Annotated in this window: 14 protein-coding genes; 6 read left to right on the top strand and 8 right to left on the bottom strand. The window is 72.9% G+C overall.

All coding sequences use genetic code 11. The features are described from left to right. Nucleotides 1–154: 154 nt before the first annotated feature. The 5 genes from VMI11_02630 (at nucleotide 155) to dxs (ending at nucleotide 6,716) form a co-directional block, all read left to right on the top strand. Nucleotides 155–1,309, top strand: coding sequence for a substrate-binding domain-containing protein (locus VMI11_02630; GenBank protein ID HTY71300.1), 1,155 nt, complete (start codon nucleotides 155–157; stop codon nucleotides 1,307–1,309). A 103-nt stretch (nucleotides 1,310–1,412) separates the two neighbouring features. Then, on the top strand, nucleotides 1,413–2,294 hold the full coding sequence (locus VMI11_02625; protein HTY71299.1) for an ATP-binding cassette domain-containing protein: 882 nt from the start codon (nucleotides 1,413–1,415) through the stop codon (nucleotides 2,292–2,294). Beyond that, entirely contained in the window at nucleotides 2,291–3,547 is a 1,257-nt protein-coding gene (locus VMI11_02620; GenBank protein ID HTY71298.1) for an ABC transporter permease, read from the top strand. Before VMI11_02625 ends, VMI11_02620 begins: the two co-directional genes overlap by 4 nt. After that, nucleotides 3,544–4,755, top strand: coding sequence for an ROK family protein (locus VMI11_02615; GenBank protein HTY71297.1), 1,212 nt, complete (start codon nucleotides 3,544–3,546; stop codon nucleotides 4,753–4,755). The genes VMI11_02620 and VMI11_02615 overlap by 4 nt, the downstream gene beginning before the upstream one ends. Before the next feature lie 59 nt (nucleotides 4,756–4,814). Continuing rightward, nucleotides 4,815–6,716 (top strand): 1-deoxy-D-xylulose-5-phosphate synthase, encoded by a 1,902-nt coding sequence (gene dxs / locus VMI11_02610; protein HTY71296.1) that lies wholly within the window; start codon nucleotides 4,815–4,817, stop codon nucleotides 6,714–6,716. An 8-nt stretch (nucleotides 6,717–6,724) separates the two neighbouring features. Here dxs and VMI11_02605 read toward each other — a convergent pair whose 3' ends face one another. The 8 genes from VMI11_02605 to VMI11_02570 all read right to left on the bottom strand — a co-directional run bounded on the left by VMI11_02605 (nucleotide 6,725) and on the right by VMI11_02570 (nucleotide 14,816). Then, nucleotides 6,725–7,594, bottom strand: a complete 870-nt coding sequence (locus VMI11_02605) for a hypothetical protein (GenBank protein ID HTY71295.1) — start codon at nucleotides 7,592–7,594, stop codon at nucleotides 6,725–6,727. Nucleotides 7,595–7,764: 170 nt separating this feature from the next. Continuing rightward, entirely contained in the window at nucleotides 7,765–8,331 is a 567-nt protein-coding gene (locus VMI11_02600; protein ID HTY71294.1) for a GNAT family N-acetyltransferase, read from the bottom strand. Between the two features lie 5 nt (nucleotides 8,332–8,336). After that, complete coding sequence (locus VMI11_02595) at nucleotides 8,337–10,451, bottom strand: 3-hydroxyacyl-CoA dehydrogenase NAD-binding domain-containing protein (GenBank protein HTY71293.1); 2,115 nt, start codon at nucleotides 10,449–10,451, stop codon at nucleotides 8,337–8,339. A gap of 3 nt (nucleotides 10,452–10,454) precedes the next feature. Then, a complete protein-coding gene (locus tag VMI11_02590; protein HTY71292.1) occupies nucleotides 10,455–11,663 on the bottom strand; it encodes a thiolase family protein in 1,209 nt (402 codons plus the stop codon). 79 nt (nucleotides 11,664–11,742) lie between these two features. Beyond that, complete coding sequence (locus VMI11_02585; protein ID HTY71291.1) at nucleotides 11,743–12,216, bottom strand: GNAT family N-acetyltransferase; 474 nt, start codon at nucleotides 12,214–12,216, stop codon at nucleotides 11,743–11,745. Beyond that, a complete protein-coding gene (locus VMI11_02580; GenBank protein HTY71290.1) occupies nucleotides 12,213–13,430 on the bottom strand; it encodes an HRDC domain-containing protein in 1,218 nt (405 codons plus the stop codon). Before VMI11_02580 ends, VMI11_02585 begins: the two co-directional genes overlap by 4 nt. Nucleotides 13,431–13,478: 48 nt before the next feature. Next, nucleotides 13,479–14,021, bottom strand: coding sequence for a response regulator transcription factor (locus tag VMI11_02575; protein HTY71289.1), 543 nt, complete (start codon nucleotides 14,019–14,021; stop codon nucleotides 13,479–13,481). Between the two features lie 195 nt (nucleotides 14,022–14,216). Further along, nucleotides 14,217–14,816, bottom strand: coding sequence for a DUF3000 domain-containing protein (locus VMI11_02570; GenBank protein ID HTY71288.1), 600 nt, complete (start codon nucleotides 14,814–14,816; stop codon nucleotides 14,217–14,219). A gap of 110 nt (nucleotides 14,817–14,926) precedes the next feature. On the opposite strand from VMI11_02570, the gene VMI11_02565 reads away from it, so the two are divergent. Continuing rightward, nucleotides 14,927–15,832: an EamA family transporter gene (locus VMI11_02565; protein ID HTY71287.1), complete on the top strand. Its 906-nt coding sequence runs from the start codon at nucleotides 14,927–14,929 to the stop codon at nucleotides 15,830–15,832. Nucleotides 15,833–16,011 lie beyond the last annotated feature (179 nt).

Below are 16,011 nucleotides of genomic sequence, written 5' to 3'. Positions count from 1 at the left end.
TACGAGAACGCTTGCTGACGTTGCACACGATCCATATGTTGTGTCCGCCAACATTTTCCGGCCGTCCGTCGGCGCCGCCCCTGTCGGGGCCAACGCTCGGTCTGTCTCTCAGCAACCGATTCCGCGTCATCCACCGAAAGGAACAGGTCTCACGATGCGCAAGCGTTCCCTGTTGGCCGTCACCGCACTCGCGGTAGCGGCCGTGGCCCTTGCGGCCTGTAGCAGCAGCTCGAGCAGCGGCTCGAGCGGCGGCTCGAGCGCCGGCACCAGCGCGGCCGCGAGCACGGGTACCTCCACGGCGGCGAGCGGAGCCTCGCTTGGCAAGGTCGGTGTGATCCTGCCCGACACCAAGTCCTCGGCCCGCTGGGAGAACAACGACCGTCCGTCGTTGAAGAAGGCTTTCGACGCCGCCAACATCCAGTCGGACATCCAGAACGCCGAGGGTGACGTGCCCAAGTTCGGGCAGATCTGCGACGCGATGATCACCGAGCAGGTCAAGGTGCTCATCATCGTCAACCTCGACTCGCAGAGCGGCACCGCGTGCCTGAACAAGGCCAAGGCGGCCGGGATCAAGACCATCGACTACGACCGGCTGACGCTGGGCGGCGGCGCGGACTACTACGTGTCCTTCGACAACGTCAAGGTCGGCGAGCTGCAGGGTCAGGGCCTCATCAAGTGCCTGACCGACAAGGGCGTCACCAAGGCCAACATCGTCTACATCAACGGTGCCGCCACCGACAACAACGCGGCGCTGTTCAAGCAGGGCTACGTCCAGGCGCTGAAGGCCAAGATCGCCTCGGGTGCCTACAAGCTGGTCGGCGACCAGAGCGGCAACTGGGACCCGAACGTCGCCCAGACGGTGTGGGAGCAGTTCTACACCGCTCAGAAGGGCAACATCCAGGGTGCCATCGTGGCCAACGACGGCATGGGTGGCGGCGTGGCCGCGGCCATGGCCAAGGAGGGCGTGCTCGGCAAGATCCCCTTCACCGGTCAGGACGCGACGGACGAGGGCCTGCAGCGCGTGCTGCTCGGCCAGCAGTGCGTGACCGTCTTCAAGAACACCAACCTCGAGGCCGCCCTGGCCTCGAAGATCGCCATCGCGCTGATCAACGGTCAGGACGCCTCGAGCATCGCCACGAGCCAGATCGAGGACACCCAGACCAAGAAGATGGTGGCCTTCGCGGCCGCGACGCCCGTCGCGATCTTCAAGGACAACGTGAAGGTCGTCATCGACTCCGGCTACACCACCGCTAAGAATGTCTGCACTGGTGCCGCTGCTGCCGTTTGCACCCAGGAGGGCATCAGCTAGTCCGACACTGGACAGCGTCAGAAGCAGTTCCTGACCGACCGACCGGGGTCGGCGGCGCAACCCGCCGCCGGCCCCGGTTCCAGACCTTCCGGACGAGGTGTGCATGACCGTCACAGCAGAACGCCCGTCGCCGCAGACCGGGACAGGGGGCGGCCCCCTGGTGACCCTGCGCGACGTGAACAAGAGCTTCGGGCCGGTCCATGTCCTGCGCGGCGTGGACCTTGACGTCTACTCGGGCAAGGTCACCGCGCTCGTCGGCGACAACGGCGCCGGCAAGAGCACCCTGATCAAGGGGCTCGCCGGGATCCACGGGTTCGACTCGGGCGTCTACACCTTCGAGGGCCAAGAGGTCCACGTCCACACCCCGCGCGACGCCAACGACCTCGGGATCGAGGTCGTCTACCAGGACCTGGCGTTGTGCGACAACCTCGACATCGTCCACAACATGTTCCTGGGCCGCGAGCAGACCAAGAACGGGTTGCTCGACGAGACCGAGATGGAGCGCAAGGCGGGGGAGACCCTCGCCGGGCTGTCCGTCCGCACGGTCACCTCCATCCGGCAGGTCGTGGCCAGCCTCTCCGGTGGCCAACGCCAGACCGTGGCCATCGCGCGGGCGGTCCTCTGGAACTCCAAGGTGGTCATCCTCGACGAGCCCACCGCCGCCCTGGGTGTGGCCCAGACCGAGCAGGTGCTGCGTCTGGTACGCCGCCTCGCCGACCGCGGCCTCGCGGTGATCCTCATCAGCCACAACCTCAATGACGTGTTCGCCGTCGCGGACGACATCGCCGTCCTCTACCTCGGCCAGATGGTGGCGCAGATCGACGCCGCGTCGGTCAACAACCAGCAGGTGGTGGAGCTGATCACCGCCGGTCGCAGCGGTGACATCGGTCTGCCGCGCCCAGAGCCTGTTCCCGGTGGCACCGAGACGCTTCCCCCCATCCCCGAGGACGTCCTCCCTCACGTGATGTCAGGAGACGAGGAATGACCACCACCGCACCCGCTGTCGCCACGGCGGAGAGCGCGCAGGCCCAAGAGCTCGGAGTCGTCGACAGCCTCAAGGCCTACCGCGACAAGCTGCGCGGCGGCGATGTCGGCTCGCTGCCCGCCGTACTCGGCCTGATCGTCTTGTTCGTCATCTTCTCGGCCCTTCGCCCGGACACCTTCAAGACCGCCGCGAACTTCGCGAACCTGATCAACCAGGGCGTGGCGGTGACCACGATCTCAATGGGCCTGATCTTCGTCCTCTTGCTCGGCGAGATCGACCTGTCCGCAGGCGTCACCGCCGGCACCTGTGGTGCGGTCATGGGATGGACCCTGTTCAACCACCACTGGCCGTGGTGGGCCGGCATCCTGGCCTGCCTGCTGACCGGCGCCGTCATCGGCCTGTTCATCGGGCTCGTCGTCACGCGACTGGGCATCCCGTCCTTCGTCGTGACGCTGGCGACGTTCCTCAGCCTGCAGGGCGTGATGCTCGCGATCATCGGCGAGGGCGGCACCGTCCCGATCACCGACAAGCAGGTGCTCGCGATCAACAACAACAACCTGCCGATCTGGGCCGGGTGGCTGCTCTTCGCGGTCTGCGTGGGCGGGTACGCCCTGCTCGGCTACTCGCGCATGATCTCGCGGCGCCGCAGCGGGCTGGCGACACAGAGCGTGCTGGTCTGGGGACTGAAGTCGCTGATACTCGCCGTCCTGCTCGGGTACGCGACCTACATCCTGAACAAGGACCGCAGCTTCAACAAGGCGGTCACCATCCAGGGCGTGCCCCAGGTCGTCGTCCTCATGCTCGTGCTGTTGCTGGGTCTGACCTTCCTGCTCGTGCGGCTGCCCTTCGGGCGCCACGTCTACGCGATCGGCGGCAACGCCGAGGCTGCCCGTCGCGCCGGCATCAACGTGAAGCTGGTCAAGACGATCTGCTTCATGATCTGTTCGACCATGGCCGGAGTGGCGGGCATCCTCTACGCCAGCCGCAACAACTCCATCTCGCCGACCACCGGAACGGGCACGGACCTGCTGCTCGCCGTCGGCGCCGCCGTCATCGGCGGCTGTTCGCTGTTCGGTGGCAAGGGCCGCGTGATCGACGCCGTCATCGGTGGCCTGGTCGTCGCGGTCATCAGCAACGGCATGCTCCTGCTGGGGCTCAAGGCCGCGTGGGTGTACATCTTCACCGGCCTGGTCCTCCTCGTCGCCGCGACGGTCGACGCGCTTTCCCGGCGCCGAGCCGCGGCAGCGGGGTGAACGAGCTCTCGCACGCACGCCCCGGTCGGACCCAGGACGAGGTTCGGCGGCACAACCTCTCGGTTCTGCTGCGCGCCGTCCACGTCCAGGGTCCGACCTCACGGGCGAGGCTCACGGCCGCCACGGGCCTCAATCGCAGCACCATCGGGACCCTGGCGGCGGAGCTGGCCGAGGCGGGCCTCATTCGCGAGGAGACCCTCGGCGAGCGGCACGGAGCGGGGCGCCCGTCGCTGGTCGTCACCCCCGAGCGGGAGCGGGTCTACGTGCTCGCGCTCGACATCGGCGTCGACCGCGTCGTCGCTGCCCGGGTCGGGTTGGGCGGGCAGATCCTGGACCGGCGTCAGTTCGGGCTGAGCACGCAGGACTACGAGCCGGTCAAGCTGCTGCGGCGCGCAGCGACTGCGACCCGCGCGCTGAGCCAGACCACACCGGGGCGCTCGCTCCTGGTCGGTGTGGGCATCGCGGTGCCGGCCATCGTCCGGCGCGACGACGGGCTGGTTCGGCTGGCCCCCAACCTGGGCTGGGTGGACGTCCCCCTGGCCGACCTGGTCGCCAAGCACGTCGCGGCGACGGTCCCGATCAGCGTCGGCAACGACGCCGACCTCGGCGCGCTGGCCGAGCACGTACGCGGCGGCGCCGCCGACGTCCAGGACCTCATCTACCTCTCCGGCGAGGTCGGCCTGGGCGGGGGGATCATCACCGGCGGGCAGGCCATGTCCGGCGTGAGCGGCTACGCCGGGGAGGTCGGCCACATGGTCATCAACCCCGGTGGCCGGCCGTGCCACTGCGGGGGGCGTGGCTGCCTGGAGACGGAGGTCGGCGAGGATGCCGTCCGCGCGGCCACCGGACACCCGGCGGACGCCTCCTTCGGCGACGTGGTGGCGGCGGCCGCCCGTGGCGAGGCAGCCACCCTGGCGGGGCTGCGTGAGGTGGGCCGGGTGCTCGGCCTCGGCGTGACCAACATGGTCAACATCTTCAACCCGGCGGTGGTCATCTTCGGCGGGCAGATGCAGCACCTGCTGCCCTACGTCGAGCACGAGCTGCGAGAGGCCCTGGCCAGCGGGCTCCGGCCGTCCAGCGACGGGGTGCGCCTCATCGCACCCGGGCTGGGCGACGACTCGACGCTGCTGGGCGCGGCCGAGCGAGCCTTCGAAGGGCTGCTCGACGACCCGATCGGGCGCCTGTCCGCGCTGCGTGCGGGGGCGTAGCGGGAGCGCGCGACCTAGACTGGGGGCTCGCGCGACGCGCGCGTCCAGGAGGTGTTTCGGTGGGGCTGCTGGCCGGGATCGGCTCGCCCAAGGACCTGCGGGCGCTGTCCCTCGAGCAGTGCCAGGAGCTGGCCGCGGAGATCCGCACCTTCTTGGTCCAGGAGGTCTCGCGCACCGGTGGCCACCTCGGGCCCAACCTCGGCGCGGTGGAGCTCACCCTGGCGCTGCACCGGGTGTTCGACTCGCCGCGGGACCGCATCGTGTGGGACACCGGCCACCAGGCGTACGTCCACAAGATCATCACCGGGCGGGCCGGGGGATTCGACTCCCTGCGCACCCGCGGCGGGCTGTCGGGCTACCCGAGCCGTGCCGAGTCCGACCACGACGTCGTCGAGAACTCCCACGCCTCCACCGCCTTGTCCTGGGCGGACGGCATCGCCAAGGGCTACGAGATCACCGGTGAGCTCGGGCGCCGGTCGGTCGTGGCCGTCATCGGCGACGGCGCGCTCACCGGTGGCATGGCCTGGGAGGCGCTGAACAACATCGCCGCGGCCAAGCATCGGCCCCTGGTCATCGTCGTCAACGACAACGCCCGCTCCTACGCACCGACCATCGGCGGGCTCGCCCACCACCTGGCGACGCTGCGCACGACCGGGGGGTACGAGCGGTTCCTCGACTGGGGCCGTAGCGTCCTCGGGCGTACCCCCGTGGTCGGCCCTCCGATCTACGAGACCCTCCACGGGGTCAAGAAGGGCCTGAAGGACATCGTCGCGCCGCAGGGGATGTTCGAGGACCTGGGCCTGAAGTACGTCGGCCCGGTCGACGGCCACGACATCGCGGCGGTGGAGCACGCCCTGCGGCTGGCGCGGACCTACGGCGGGCCCGTCATCGTGCACGCGATCACCCACAAGGGGCTCGGCTACGAGCCGGCGGAGCAGGACGAGATCGACCAGTTCCACGCGGTCGGGGTCATCGACCCGCTGACCGGGCAGCCGGTGAACGAGGCGCCCCTGACCTGGACCGCGGTCTTCGGCGCCGAGCTGCTCACCCTCGGGCGCGAGCGCGCCGACCTGGTCGCCATCACGGCGGCGATGCTGGCCCCGACCGGCCTGTCCGGCTTCGCCGAGGCCTTTCCGCGACGGGTCTTCGACGTCGGCATCGCCGAGCAGCACGCCGCGACGTCGGCCGCCGGGCTGGCGTTCGCGGGTCTGCACCCGGTGGTGGCGGTCTACTCGACGTTCCTCAACCGCGCCTTCGACCAGCTGCTCATGGACTGCGCCCTGCACCGGGCCGGGGTCACCTTCGTCCTCGACCGGGCGGGCGTGACCGGCCCCGACGGCGCCTCGCACCACGGCATGTGGGATCTCGCGATCCTGCAGGTCGTCCCCGGTCTGCGCATCGCTGCGCCGCGCGACGCCGTCACGCTGCGCGAGGAGCTGCGGGAGGCCGTCGGCGTCTCCGACGCGCCGACCGTGCTGCGGTTCCCGACCGGTCCGGTGGGCGTCGACCTGCCGGCGGTCGAGCGTCGGGGTGGCGTCGACGTCCTGCTGCGCAGCGGCGACCCGGACGTGCTGCTGGTGCCGGTGGGGGTGATGGCGGCGCTGGCGGTCGAGGTCGCCGGTCGCCTCGTCGACCAGGGCATCGGGGTGAGCGTCGTCGACCCTCGCTGGGTCAAGCCGATGCCGGCCGAGGTGCTCGCCCAGGCCGAACGGCATCGTCTCGTGGTCACCATCGAGGACGGGGTCCGCGTCGGCGGGGTCGGGAGCGCCCTCGCCCAGCTGCTGCGCGACCGTGGCGTGCCGACCCCGGTCCGCGACCTTGGGCTGCCCGCCCGATTCCTGGAGCACGGCCGGCGCGCGGAGCTGCTCGACGACCTCGGCCTCACCGCACAGGACATCTCTCGCGGGATCGTCGAGGCGGTGGCCGGCCTGGAGGCGCAGGCCGAGCACAGCCCCACCTGAGCCGCCGGTCAGGCCCAGCCCATCGGGGAGACGATGGGGTCCGGGGCTGCCTGCTCGCGCAGCGCCTGCAGGACAGGGTCCCCGCCCTCGCGAGCCATCGTCACCTCCTCGCGGGTGATGAGCAGCGGGCGCGGGAACCCGCGATCGTCGGGCTCGGCGAGCGACGCCGCGCACAGCGCGAAGGCCGGGTCGGTCCTGGACAGGTCCAGCCAACCCCGGCGTCGGGTGGGTACCGCGGCGGCGCGCAGCCCCTGCGCCCGTCCGGCCGCGAGGACGCTGCGCAGCTCCTCGGAGGCCAGCAAGGTCACCACGTCGGCGTCGCCCATCGGACGCAGGGGGCCGTCCGGCCGGCGAAGGTAGCGCTGGGCGGCCAGCGCGCCCATCTCCTCGACGTAGCCTCGCGCCCGCGACCACCACTCACTCAGCAGGCCCGCGTCCCCGGCGGCCACCTCGACGACTCCCGCGGGCAGGACGTGGACCCCTTCGGGGTCGGCACCGACCCCCACGAACCCCAGCCCCAGGTGCACGGCGCCCCCGCGGACCGGCTCGCGCACCCAGGACAGGCCGGGGTGCAACGTGTGCCCCACCGGCAGGCCGACCGGTCTCGCGCGCTCCGCGAGGTCGTCGGGCGAGCGCCACGAGATCATCCGCAGCGCCACCAGCCAGCGGGCGAGCCGGGCCCGCGCCGCGGGTGCGCTCGGGTCGACCGGCCGCAGCGCCAGTGACAGCGTCTCCCACGGGACCAGCCGGCCCGACGACAGGCGTACGCCGGCGTCGTCGGGCTCGAGGTCGACGTCGTGCAGCACCGCCACGGCGAGCACGCACTGCCGCAGTGCGGCCCGTTCGGCGTCGCTGACCGGGACGTCCTGCGGGATCACGCTCCGACGGTATCGACTCACCGCCGCCGCGGGGCTCCCTCGAACCGGTGACGCCCGTGACGCCATGCGTTCGGGTGACGACCGAACGCCGCAAGCTTCGCCCCGCGTTCGTCCATGGGGAGATCCGGGGGTGAGCTCTGCCGGTACCGAGGCCCTACCTGGCCGTGACGCTAGGGGCGGGCGACCTCGGCTCCGCCGTCCCGGAGCCCGACGCGGTCGTACTCCCAGAAGGTGTCGGGGTAGACGAGCGCTCCGGTCATCCAGGACTCGTGCCCGGGCAGCCGCACCACCTGGAACCCGGGCTCCGGGATGCGTACCGAGGGCCGCAGGAAGCCCAGTGGACCGGCCGGCTCGAAGCCGCAGCGGGCGTAGTAGGCGGGGTCCCCCTCGAGGAAGAGCAGGGGGGCGCCCGCCTCGCCCGCTGCGGCGATCGCTCGCGCGACCAGCGCGCGACCCACACCGCGCCGTCGCCAGGCCGGGGCCACGGACAGCGGGCTGAGGACCAGCACCGGTACGAGCCGCTCGGGGGCGTCCAGCCAGCCCCACGTCAGCCGTACCTGGCCGAGCACGCCGCCCGGCGCCACCGCGACGTACGCCATGCTGCCGGCCCGTCTCGCCAGCGCGGCCTCCAGGTCGCCGACGACCGCGTCGCCGAACGCCGAGGCGACGACGGCACGGACGGCTGCCGCCTCATCAGCCTGCTGCTGCCGTAGCGCCACGCCGGCGGGGAGCGACATGGGCGCTAGGCCGGCAGGCTGGCGACCCCGGGGGGCAGGAACCGCGCACCGGTGACCCGCTCAGAGGCGCCGGTGCGGTCGAGGTAGGGCGAGATCCCGCCGAGGTGGAACGGCCAGCCGGCGCCGAGCAGCATGCACAGGTCGAGGTCCTGCACCGCGGTCACCACGCCCTCGTCGAGCATCAGCCGGACCTCCTGCGCCAGCGCGTCCACGGCTCGGGTCCGGACCTGCTCCGCCGACGACGGCTGCGAGCCCAGCTCGTAGAGATCTGCGACCTCCGGGTCGACGACCAGGCCGTCCTCGCCCCATGTGTAGACCGCGGTCCGACCCGAGGCGACCAGCCGGGCGAGGTTCCGCGAGACCCCGAAGCGGTCCGGGAAGGCGTCGTGCAGCGTCTCGCCGACGTGCAGGGCGACGGCCGGACCGACCAGCTGGAGCAGCATCATCGGCGACATCGGCAGGCCGAGCGGGTCCAGCGCGTGGTCGGCGACCTCGATGGGCGTCCCCTCGTCGATCGCCGCGTTCACCTCGCCCATGAACCGGGTCAGCAGCCGGTTCACGACGAACCCGGGGGAGTCCTTGACCAGGACCGCGGACTTCTTCAGGGCCTTGGCGACGGCGAACGCGGTCGCGACGGTGGCGTCGTCGCTTCGCGGCGTACGGGCGATCTCCAGCAGCGGCATCTGCGCCACCGGGTTGAAGAAGTGGAAGCCCACCACGCGTTCCGGGTGGTCCAGGTGCTCGGACATCTCGGTGACCGACAGGGACGAGGTGTTCGTGGCCAGGATGCAGGTGTCGGAGACGATGGCCTCCAGCTCGGCGAAGACCTGCTGCTTGACCTTCATCTCCTCGAAGACGGCCTCGATGACGAAGTCGGCGTCGGCGAACGCCGCCTTGTCGGTCGAGCCGGTCACCGACGCCTTGAGCCGGTTCGCCTCGTCCGGGCTGATCCGTCGCTTCTTCAGCAGCTTGTCGACCTCGCCGCGCACGCCGGCGAGACCCTTGTCGACGCGCGCCTGGTCGAGGTCGGTGAGGACGACGGGCACCTTCAGCCGCTGCGCGAACAGCAGGGCCAGTTGCCCCGCCATGAGCCCGGCGCCGACCACGCCGACCTTGCTGACCGGCCGCGCGAGAGCGGCGTCGGGTACGCCCGCCGGGCGCTTGGCGCGCCGCTGGACCAGGTCGAAGGAGTACAGGCAGGCCCGCAGCTCGTCGCTGAGCACCAGGTCGGCGAGGGCCTCGTCCTCGGCGGCGAACCCCTCGTCCCTGGTCCGGGTGCGCGCCGCCTCGATGAGGTCGAGCGCGCGCAGCGGCGCCGGGGCGGCGCCGTGCAGCCGCTCCTCGGCGAGGGCGCGACCGGCCGCCACCGCCTCGCCCCAGGTCTCGGGGGAGCGGTCGACCGGCGCGCGCTCGACGCGCTCGGCGCCGGTGACGACCCGGGCCGCGAAGGCGAGGGACTGCTCGAGGAAGTCGGCCGGCTCGAAGAGCCGGTCCACGATGCCGAGCTCGAGCGCCTGGGCCGGCCGCAGCTGACGGTTCTGGCTGAGCGGGTTCTCGATGATGAGCGTGACGGCACCGGCGGCCCCGACGAGGTTCGGCACCAGGTAGGTGCCGCCCCAGCCGGGGACCAGGCCGATGAAGCACTCGGGGAGGGACAGCGCGGCCGCGTTCCCGGACACGGTGCGGTAGGTGCAGTGCAGCGCGAGCTCGAGACCACCGCCCATGGCCGCGCCGTTGACGAAGGCGAAGGAGGGGATCGACAGCTCCCCGAGACGGCGGAAGACCGCGTGCCCGGTGCGCGCGACGGCGAGGGCGTCCGACCGGTCGCGCAGCCGCCCCATGCCGGTGAGGTCGGCGCCGACCGCGAAGACGAACGGCTTGCCGGTGACCGCGACCGCGACCAGGTCGCTGCGTGCGACCACCTCGTCGAGCGCGGCGGACAGCGAGGCGAGGCCGCCGGCACCGAAGGTCGAGGGCCGCGTGTGGTCGCGTCCGTTGTCGAGGGTGATGAGCGCGGCCGTCCCGGCCCCGTAGGGGAGCTCGACGTAACGCAGCAGCGCCTTGGTGACGACCTCGTCGTCCGGTCCCGCCAGCGTCGTGGTGCTCGGTGCGTCAGCCATGCCTCAGCCCTTCGATGCGTCGTGGTGCGGGTTCTCCCAGATGACCGTCCCGCCCTGGCCCAGACCCACGCACATGGCCGTGATGCCGTAGCGCACCTCGGGGTGGTCCTCGAACTGACGGGCCAGCTGGGTCATGAGGCGCACCCCGGAGGAGGCCAGCGGGTGGCCGACGGCGATGGCTCCGCCGTAGGGGTTCACCCGCGGGTCGTCGTCGGCGATGCCGAAGTGGTCGAGCAGCGCGAGCACCTGCACCGCGAAGGCCTCGTTGAGCTCGAAGAGACCGATGTCCTCGATGCGAAGGCCGGTGAGGGCCAAGGCCCGCTCGGTGGAGGGGATCGGGCCCACGCCCATCACCTCGGGGTCGACACCGGCGAAGGCATAGCCGACCAGGCGCATCCGGGTGGCCAGGCCGAGCTCCGCGGCGGTGTCGGCGGCTGCGAGCAGGCAGGCTGTGGCCCCGTCGTTGAGGCCGGCCGCGTTCCCGGCGGTGATGTTGCCGTGCGGGCGGAAGGGCGTGCGCAGGCCGGCGAGGGCCTCGACGGTCGTCCCCGGGCGCGGCGGCTCGTCGGTGGTGGCCAGCCCCCAGCCGAGCTCGGCGGAGCGGGTCGCGATCGGCACCAGGTCGGGCTGGATCTTGCCGTTGGCGTACGCCTTGGCGAGCTTCTCCTGGCTGGCCGCGGCGAACGCGTCCGCCCGGGCCTTGGTCAGCTGCGGGAAGCGGTCGTGGAGCCGCTCGGCGGTCTTGCCCATGACGAGGGCGTCGGCGTCGACGAGCCGCTCGGCGACGAAGCGTGGGTTCGGGTCCATGCCCTCGCCCATCGGATGGTGGCCCATGTGCTCGACACCGCCGGCGATCGCGACGTCGTAGGCGCCGAAGGCGATCCCGCTCGAGACCGTGGTCACCGCGGTCATCGCGCCGGCGCACATCCGGTCGATCGCGAAGCCCGGGACGCTGCTCGGCAGCCCGGCGAGGATGGCCGCCGAGCGACCGATGGTCATCCCCTGGTCGCCGATCTGGGTGGTGGCGGCGACCGCCACCTCATCGACGCGCGCCGGCGGCAGCTGCGGGTGGCGCCGCAGCAGTTCGCGGATCAGGGTCACGATGAGGTCGTCGGCACGGGTCTCGGCGTACAGGCCGGTCGGCCCGGCCTTGCCGAAGGGCGTACGGACTCCGTCGACGAACACGACGTCGCGGCTGGTTCGAGGACTCACGGACGGCTCCGGGGGGCGGCGGCGGACCCTGACCCAACCATGCTACTCACCAGTAACAAAGTCTGGCCAGCACCCCCGGTCAGGGCGCGTAGGCGTACCAGACGTAGGGCTCGTCGACGTGGGTGAGCCGGTAGCCGTTACGTTCCAGCGCCCGCCGGGAGGGCAGGTTGTCGGCCAGGACCTCCGCGACGACGCGCCGTACGCCCTCCTGGTCGAGCACCCACGCCGTGAGCAGCCCGACCAGCTCGCTGCCGAGACCCCGGCCCCGGTAGGGCGGCGCCAACCCGTAGCCGATCTCCACCACGCCGTCGGGTCCTGGCGGCCCCTTCCAGCCCCCCTCGCCGACCACCTCGTCGGTGTCGACCAGCACTGCGAGCAGCGCGGTCTGCTCGTCGTCGATGGGCTCCGCGAGCGACATGCGCAGGCCGTCCATGGTGTCGGCGTGCGGCCAGCCGGCCCCCGCGTGCAACGGCGCGAGCGCGTCGAGGTGGCCCTCGACCAGCGCGCGGCCCCGCTCCAGGCCGACCGGTTCGAGGCGCAGCCGAGCACTCACGCGTGGTCTCGCACCCGCCGCAGCGCGGCGGAGAGGACGGGGGCGGTGAGCTGCACCTGCCAGGTGCGCGCGCCGTGCGCCCGCAGCACCTCGGCCACCGCACCCTCGCCGAGGTCCTCCGGCGGCGTCCAGCACAGTCGTCGCACGGTGTCCGGCGCCAGCAGGTTCTCCACGGGCAGCCGGTGCTCGTCGGCGATCGCCGCGACGGCGGTCCGGCACGCCGCGAGCCGCGCCGCTGCCGCCGGGTCGCGGTCGGGCCAGGACCGCGCCGGCGGCGGAGCCTCGCTCGGCAGGCTGACCGGCGGGAAGTCGGAGGAGTACGCGCGCAGCAGGGCCTCGAGCCAGCGGGGGCCGTAGCGGCGTGCCCCCCGGCCGTTGAACCCGGGCACGGCGAGGAGCGCCTCCAGGGTCGTCGGGGCGGCCAGCGCGGCCTCGACCATGGCACTGTCGGGCAGCAGGCGCCCGGGGGCGACGTCGCGCTGGCGGGCCAGCGCGTCCCGCGTGGTCCACAGCTCGCGGACCGCGGCGAGACCTCGGGGGCTGCGGACCCGGTGCAGACCGGAGGTTCGGCGCCAGGGGTCCGGCCGCGGCGGAGGCGGCGGGGCGTTGCGCACCGCGTCGAACTCCTCGAGCGCCCAGGCGAGCTTGCCCTGCTCCTCGAGCTCGGCGTGCAGGGCGTGCCGCAGGTCGACGAGGACCTCGACGTCGAGCGCCGCGTAGCGCAGCCACGGCTCGGGGAGCGGCCGGGTGGACCAGTCCGCCGCGGAGTGGCCCTTCTCCAGCGAGAGCCCGAGCACCTCCTCGACGAGCGGTCCGAGCCCGACCTTGGGGTGCCCGGCCAGCCGCGCGCCGAGCTCGGTGTCGAACAGCCGCGGCGGGCGCAGGCCGACGTCGGCCAGGCATGCCAGGTCCTGGTTCGCGGCGTGCAGGACCCATTCGGCGTCGGAGAGCGCCGCCCCGAGCGCGGACAGGTCGGGGCAGCCGATCGGGTCGATAAGCGCGGTGCCGGCGCCCTCGCGACGCAGCTGCACGAGGTAGGCACGCTGCCCGTAGCGGTAGCCGGAGGCCCGCTCGGCGTCGACCGCGACCGGACCGGTGCCGGCGGCGAGGGCGGCGACCGTCTCGGCCAGCTCGACCGGGTCCTCGACCACCGGAGGCAGCCCGTCCCGGGGCGCGAGCAGGGGGACGACCGTGCGCTCCTCGCTCCCCGTCACGGGCCTCACCTTAGGGCCGCGTGCGCGACCTGCCCGGGAGGCGGGGAGTCAGCGGATGATGCCTGCCCGCAGCGCGAGGGCGACCATCTCGGCGCGGTCGCCGGTGCCGAGCTTGCGGGAGATGCGGGCCAGGTGGCTCTTCACGGTGAGGGCGGACAGGTGCAGCGCCTCGCCGATGTCGCGATTGGATCGGCCGCCGGCCACGAGCTGGAGCACCTCGACCTCGCGGGCCGACAGGTCCTGGATGCCGCGGGGCAAGCCGGTGGACGTACGTCCGTGCAGGGAGTCCCCCTCGGTCACGAGGAAGCCGCGGACCCCTGCGGACAGCGCGGCGCGCACGGAGAAGGGGTCGCCGTCGGCGGCGAGCGCGATGCCCCGCTGCCACCCCTGGGCGCGCAGCTCGGAGAGGAGGGCGACGCCGGAGCCGTCGGGAAGGCTGACCTCGACGACGAGCAGGTCGAGCGGGGGGACCGCGCGGGTACGCGCACGGGCCTCGGCGATGCTCGCGGCCTCCACGACCTCGAGCGCGCCGAGGGTGTGCAGGCCCCGGACGACGACCTCGCGCAGCCGGCCGTCCGTGATGACAGCCAGGGCCGTGAACCGAGGAGTCCGTACGGCGTACGGCGTACCCCGGCTCTCGACGAGTGCGCTCACGTTGGTTCTCCGGTTCCGGCCCCCGGCGTTCACCCCCGGGTGGGGCGTACCGGCGCTCCTGTCCTTCATCGGATCGGTGCGGGCACACCTGTAGTGCGCGGACGCGCGCTGGGAAGAGGCCGGGAGAGTGACTCAGCGGGCGCGGCGCAGCCGCGAGAGGGCCACGACGCCGGCCGCCAGCGGCGGCAGCCCGGCGGCGGTGGCCAGCAGGTCGCCCCACGCCTGCAGGTGCGGACCGAGCTCGGGGTCGGCGGCGGTCCAGGACGCCCGGATCTCCAGCTCCGCGCTCGGCGGGCGGTCGCTCAGCGAGCCGAAGGACTCCGAGGCGACCCGGGTGACGGTGCCGCTGGGCTGCGCGTAGTCGGCCTGGTGGGCCTCCAGCGCCTCGACCAGCCAGGACCACCCCACCGAGGGCAGCATGGGGTCCCCGGCGACGTCGGGCTCCACCGCGGCACGAACGAAGGTCACGACCCGGAACACCCCGTCCCAGGAGTCATGGCCGTCGGGGTCGTAGAGCAGGACGAAGCGTCCGGTGCCGAGCTCCTCCGGCTCGGCCTCGCCGCCGCCGTCGGGGGGGAGGACGTCGGCGGTGAGGGCCACCGCCCACGGCGCCAGCCGCTGCGGCGCCGGCGCCTCCTGGAGGACGACCTCGGGGCGCAGCCGGGCCGAGCGCAGGGCCGCCACAGCCCGCTGGAAGTCCTCGGGGGGCTCACCCGGGTCCTGGCCGCTCACTCCTCGAGGGTAGGTCGCCGTCCCTCGATCGGGCGCCCCTTCGCCCGCCGCCACGCCGGACGCCTCGTCGGCAGGGTCGTCCCCGTCGGGCGACTCGTAGGCTGCGGGGGATGGCCGCGATCCTCGCGCTGCTCTCCAGCGCCCTGTGGGGGTCGGCGGACTTCGCCGGCGGGCTGGTGAGCCGGCGGCTGCGGGCCACCGTCGTCGTCGCAGTGTCGCAGAGCCTGGCCCTCGTCGTGATCGTGGTCTGGGTGCTGTGGCTTGGCGCCGAGCACGCACCGCACGGCTATCTCCCGTGGGCCGCGGCGGCCGGTGTCGTCGGGCCGCTGGCCCTCGTCGCGTTCTACGCCGCGCTCGCCTCCGGGACCATGGGAGTGGTCGCACCGATCGCGGCGGCCGGTGTGGTGGTCCCGGTCATGATCGGGCTGGTCGGCGGGGACCGGCCCTCGCCGGAACAGGACCTCGGGATCGCCCTCGCCATCCTGGGCGTGGTCTTGGCCTCCGGTCCCGAGCTGCGCCCCGCCGGAGGGGAGGCTCCCGAGGCGGCCCGCGTCCGCGCCGTGGCGCTCGCCCTCGTGGCGGCGGTCGGCTTCGGGCTCGTGCTGTGGTTCGTCGCCCGGGCCGGACGTACGTCGGTCCCGATGACCCTGCTCACCCAGCGCGGGGTGTCCGCCGCGACCATGGGTCTCGTCCTCCTGCTGGCGGCCGCCCGACGCTCCGCCCGCCCGCCCGGTGGGGAGCGCTTCGAGACGGCGTACGCGCGGCTGCGCTGGAGCGACCTGCCCGTGCTCGCCGCGATCGGCATCGCCGACGCGGCGGCCAACGGCACCTTCGCCAAGGCCTCCACTGAGGGCCTGCTCGCGGTGGTGAGCGTGCTCGGGTCGCTCTACCCGGTGGCGACCGCCGTGCTCGCCAGGGTCGTGCTGGGGGAGCGGTTGATGCGCGTCCAGATCGCCGGCGTCAGCGTGGCGCTGAGCGGGATCGTGGTGATCGGCCTGGCTGGCGGCGCCGGCTGAGGCGCCGGGTGGGTGCGGGCGCCGGCTGAGGCGCCGGGGTGGGTGCGGCCCAGCTCAGGCGCCCAGCGCGCGAGCGCGCCGCGGGACGAGGGCGATCTCGACGGGGCCGACGAGCGCCCAGCCGCAGATCACGCAGGCCAGCTCGGGGCAGTCCGCCCCGTGCTCGTCGCAGGGCGGGG

It is taken from the genome of Actinomycetes bacterium (assembly GCA_035506535.1).
Lineage (GTDB): Bacteria > Actinomycetota > Actinomycetes > DATJPE01 > DATJPE01 > DATJPE01.
Note: the sequence above shows the minus strand (reverse complement) of the source record. Positions and strands in the feature narration are given on the sequence as shown.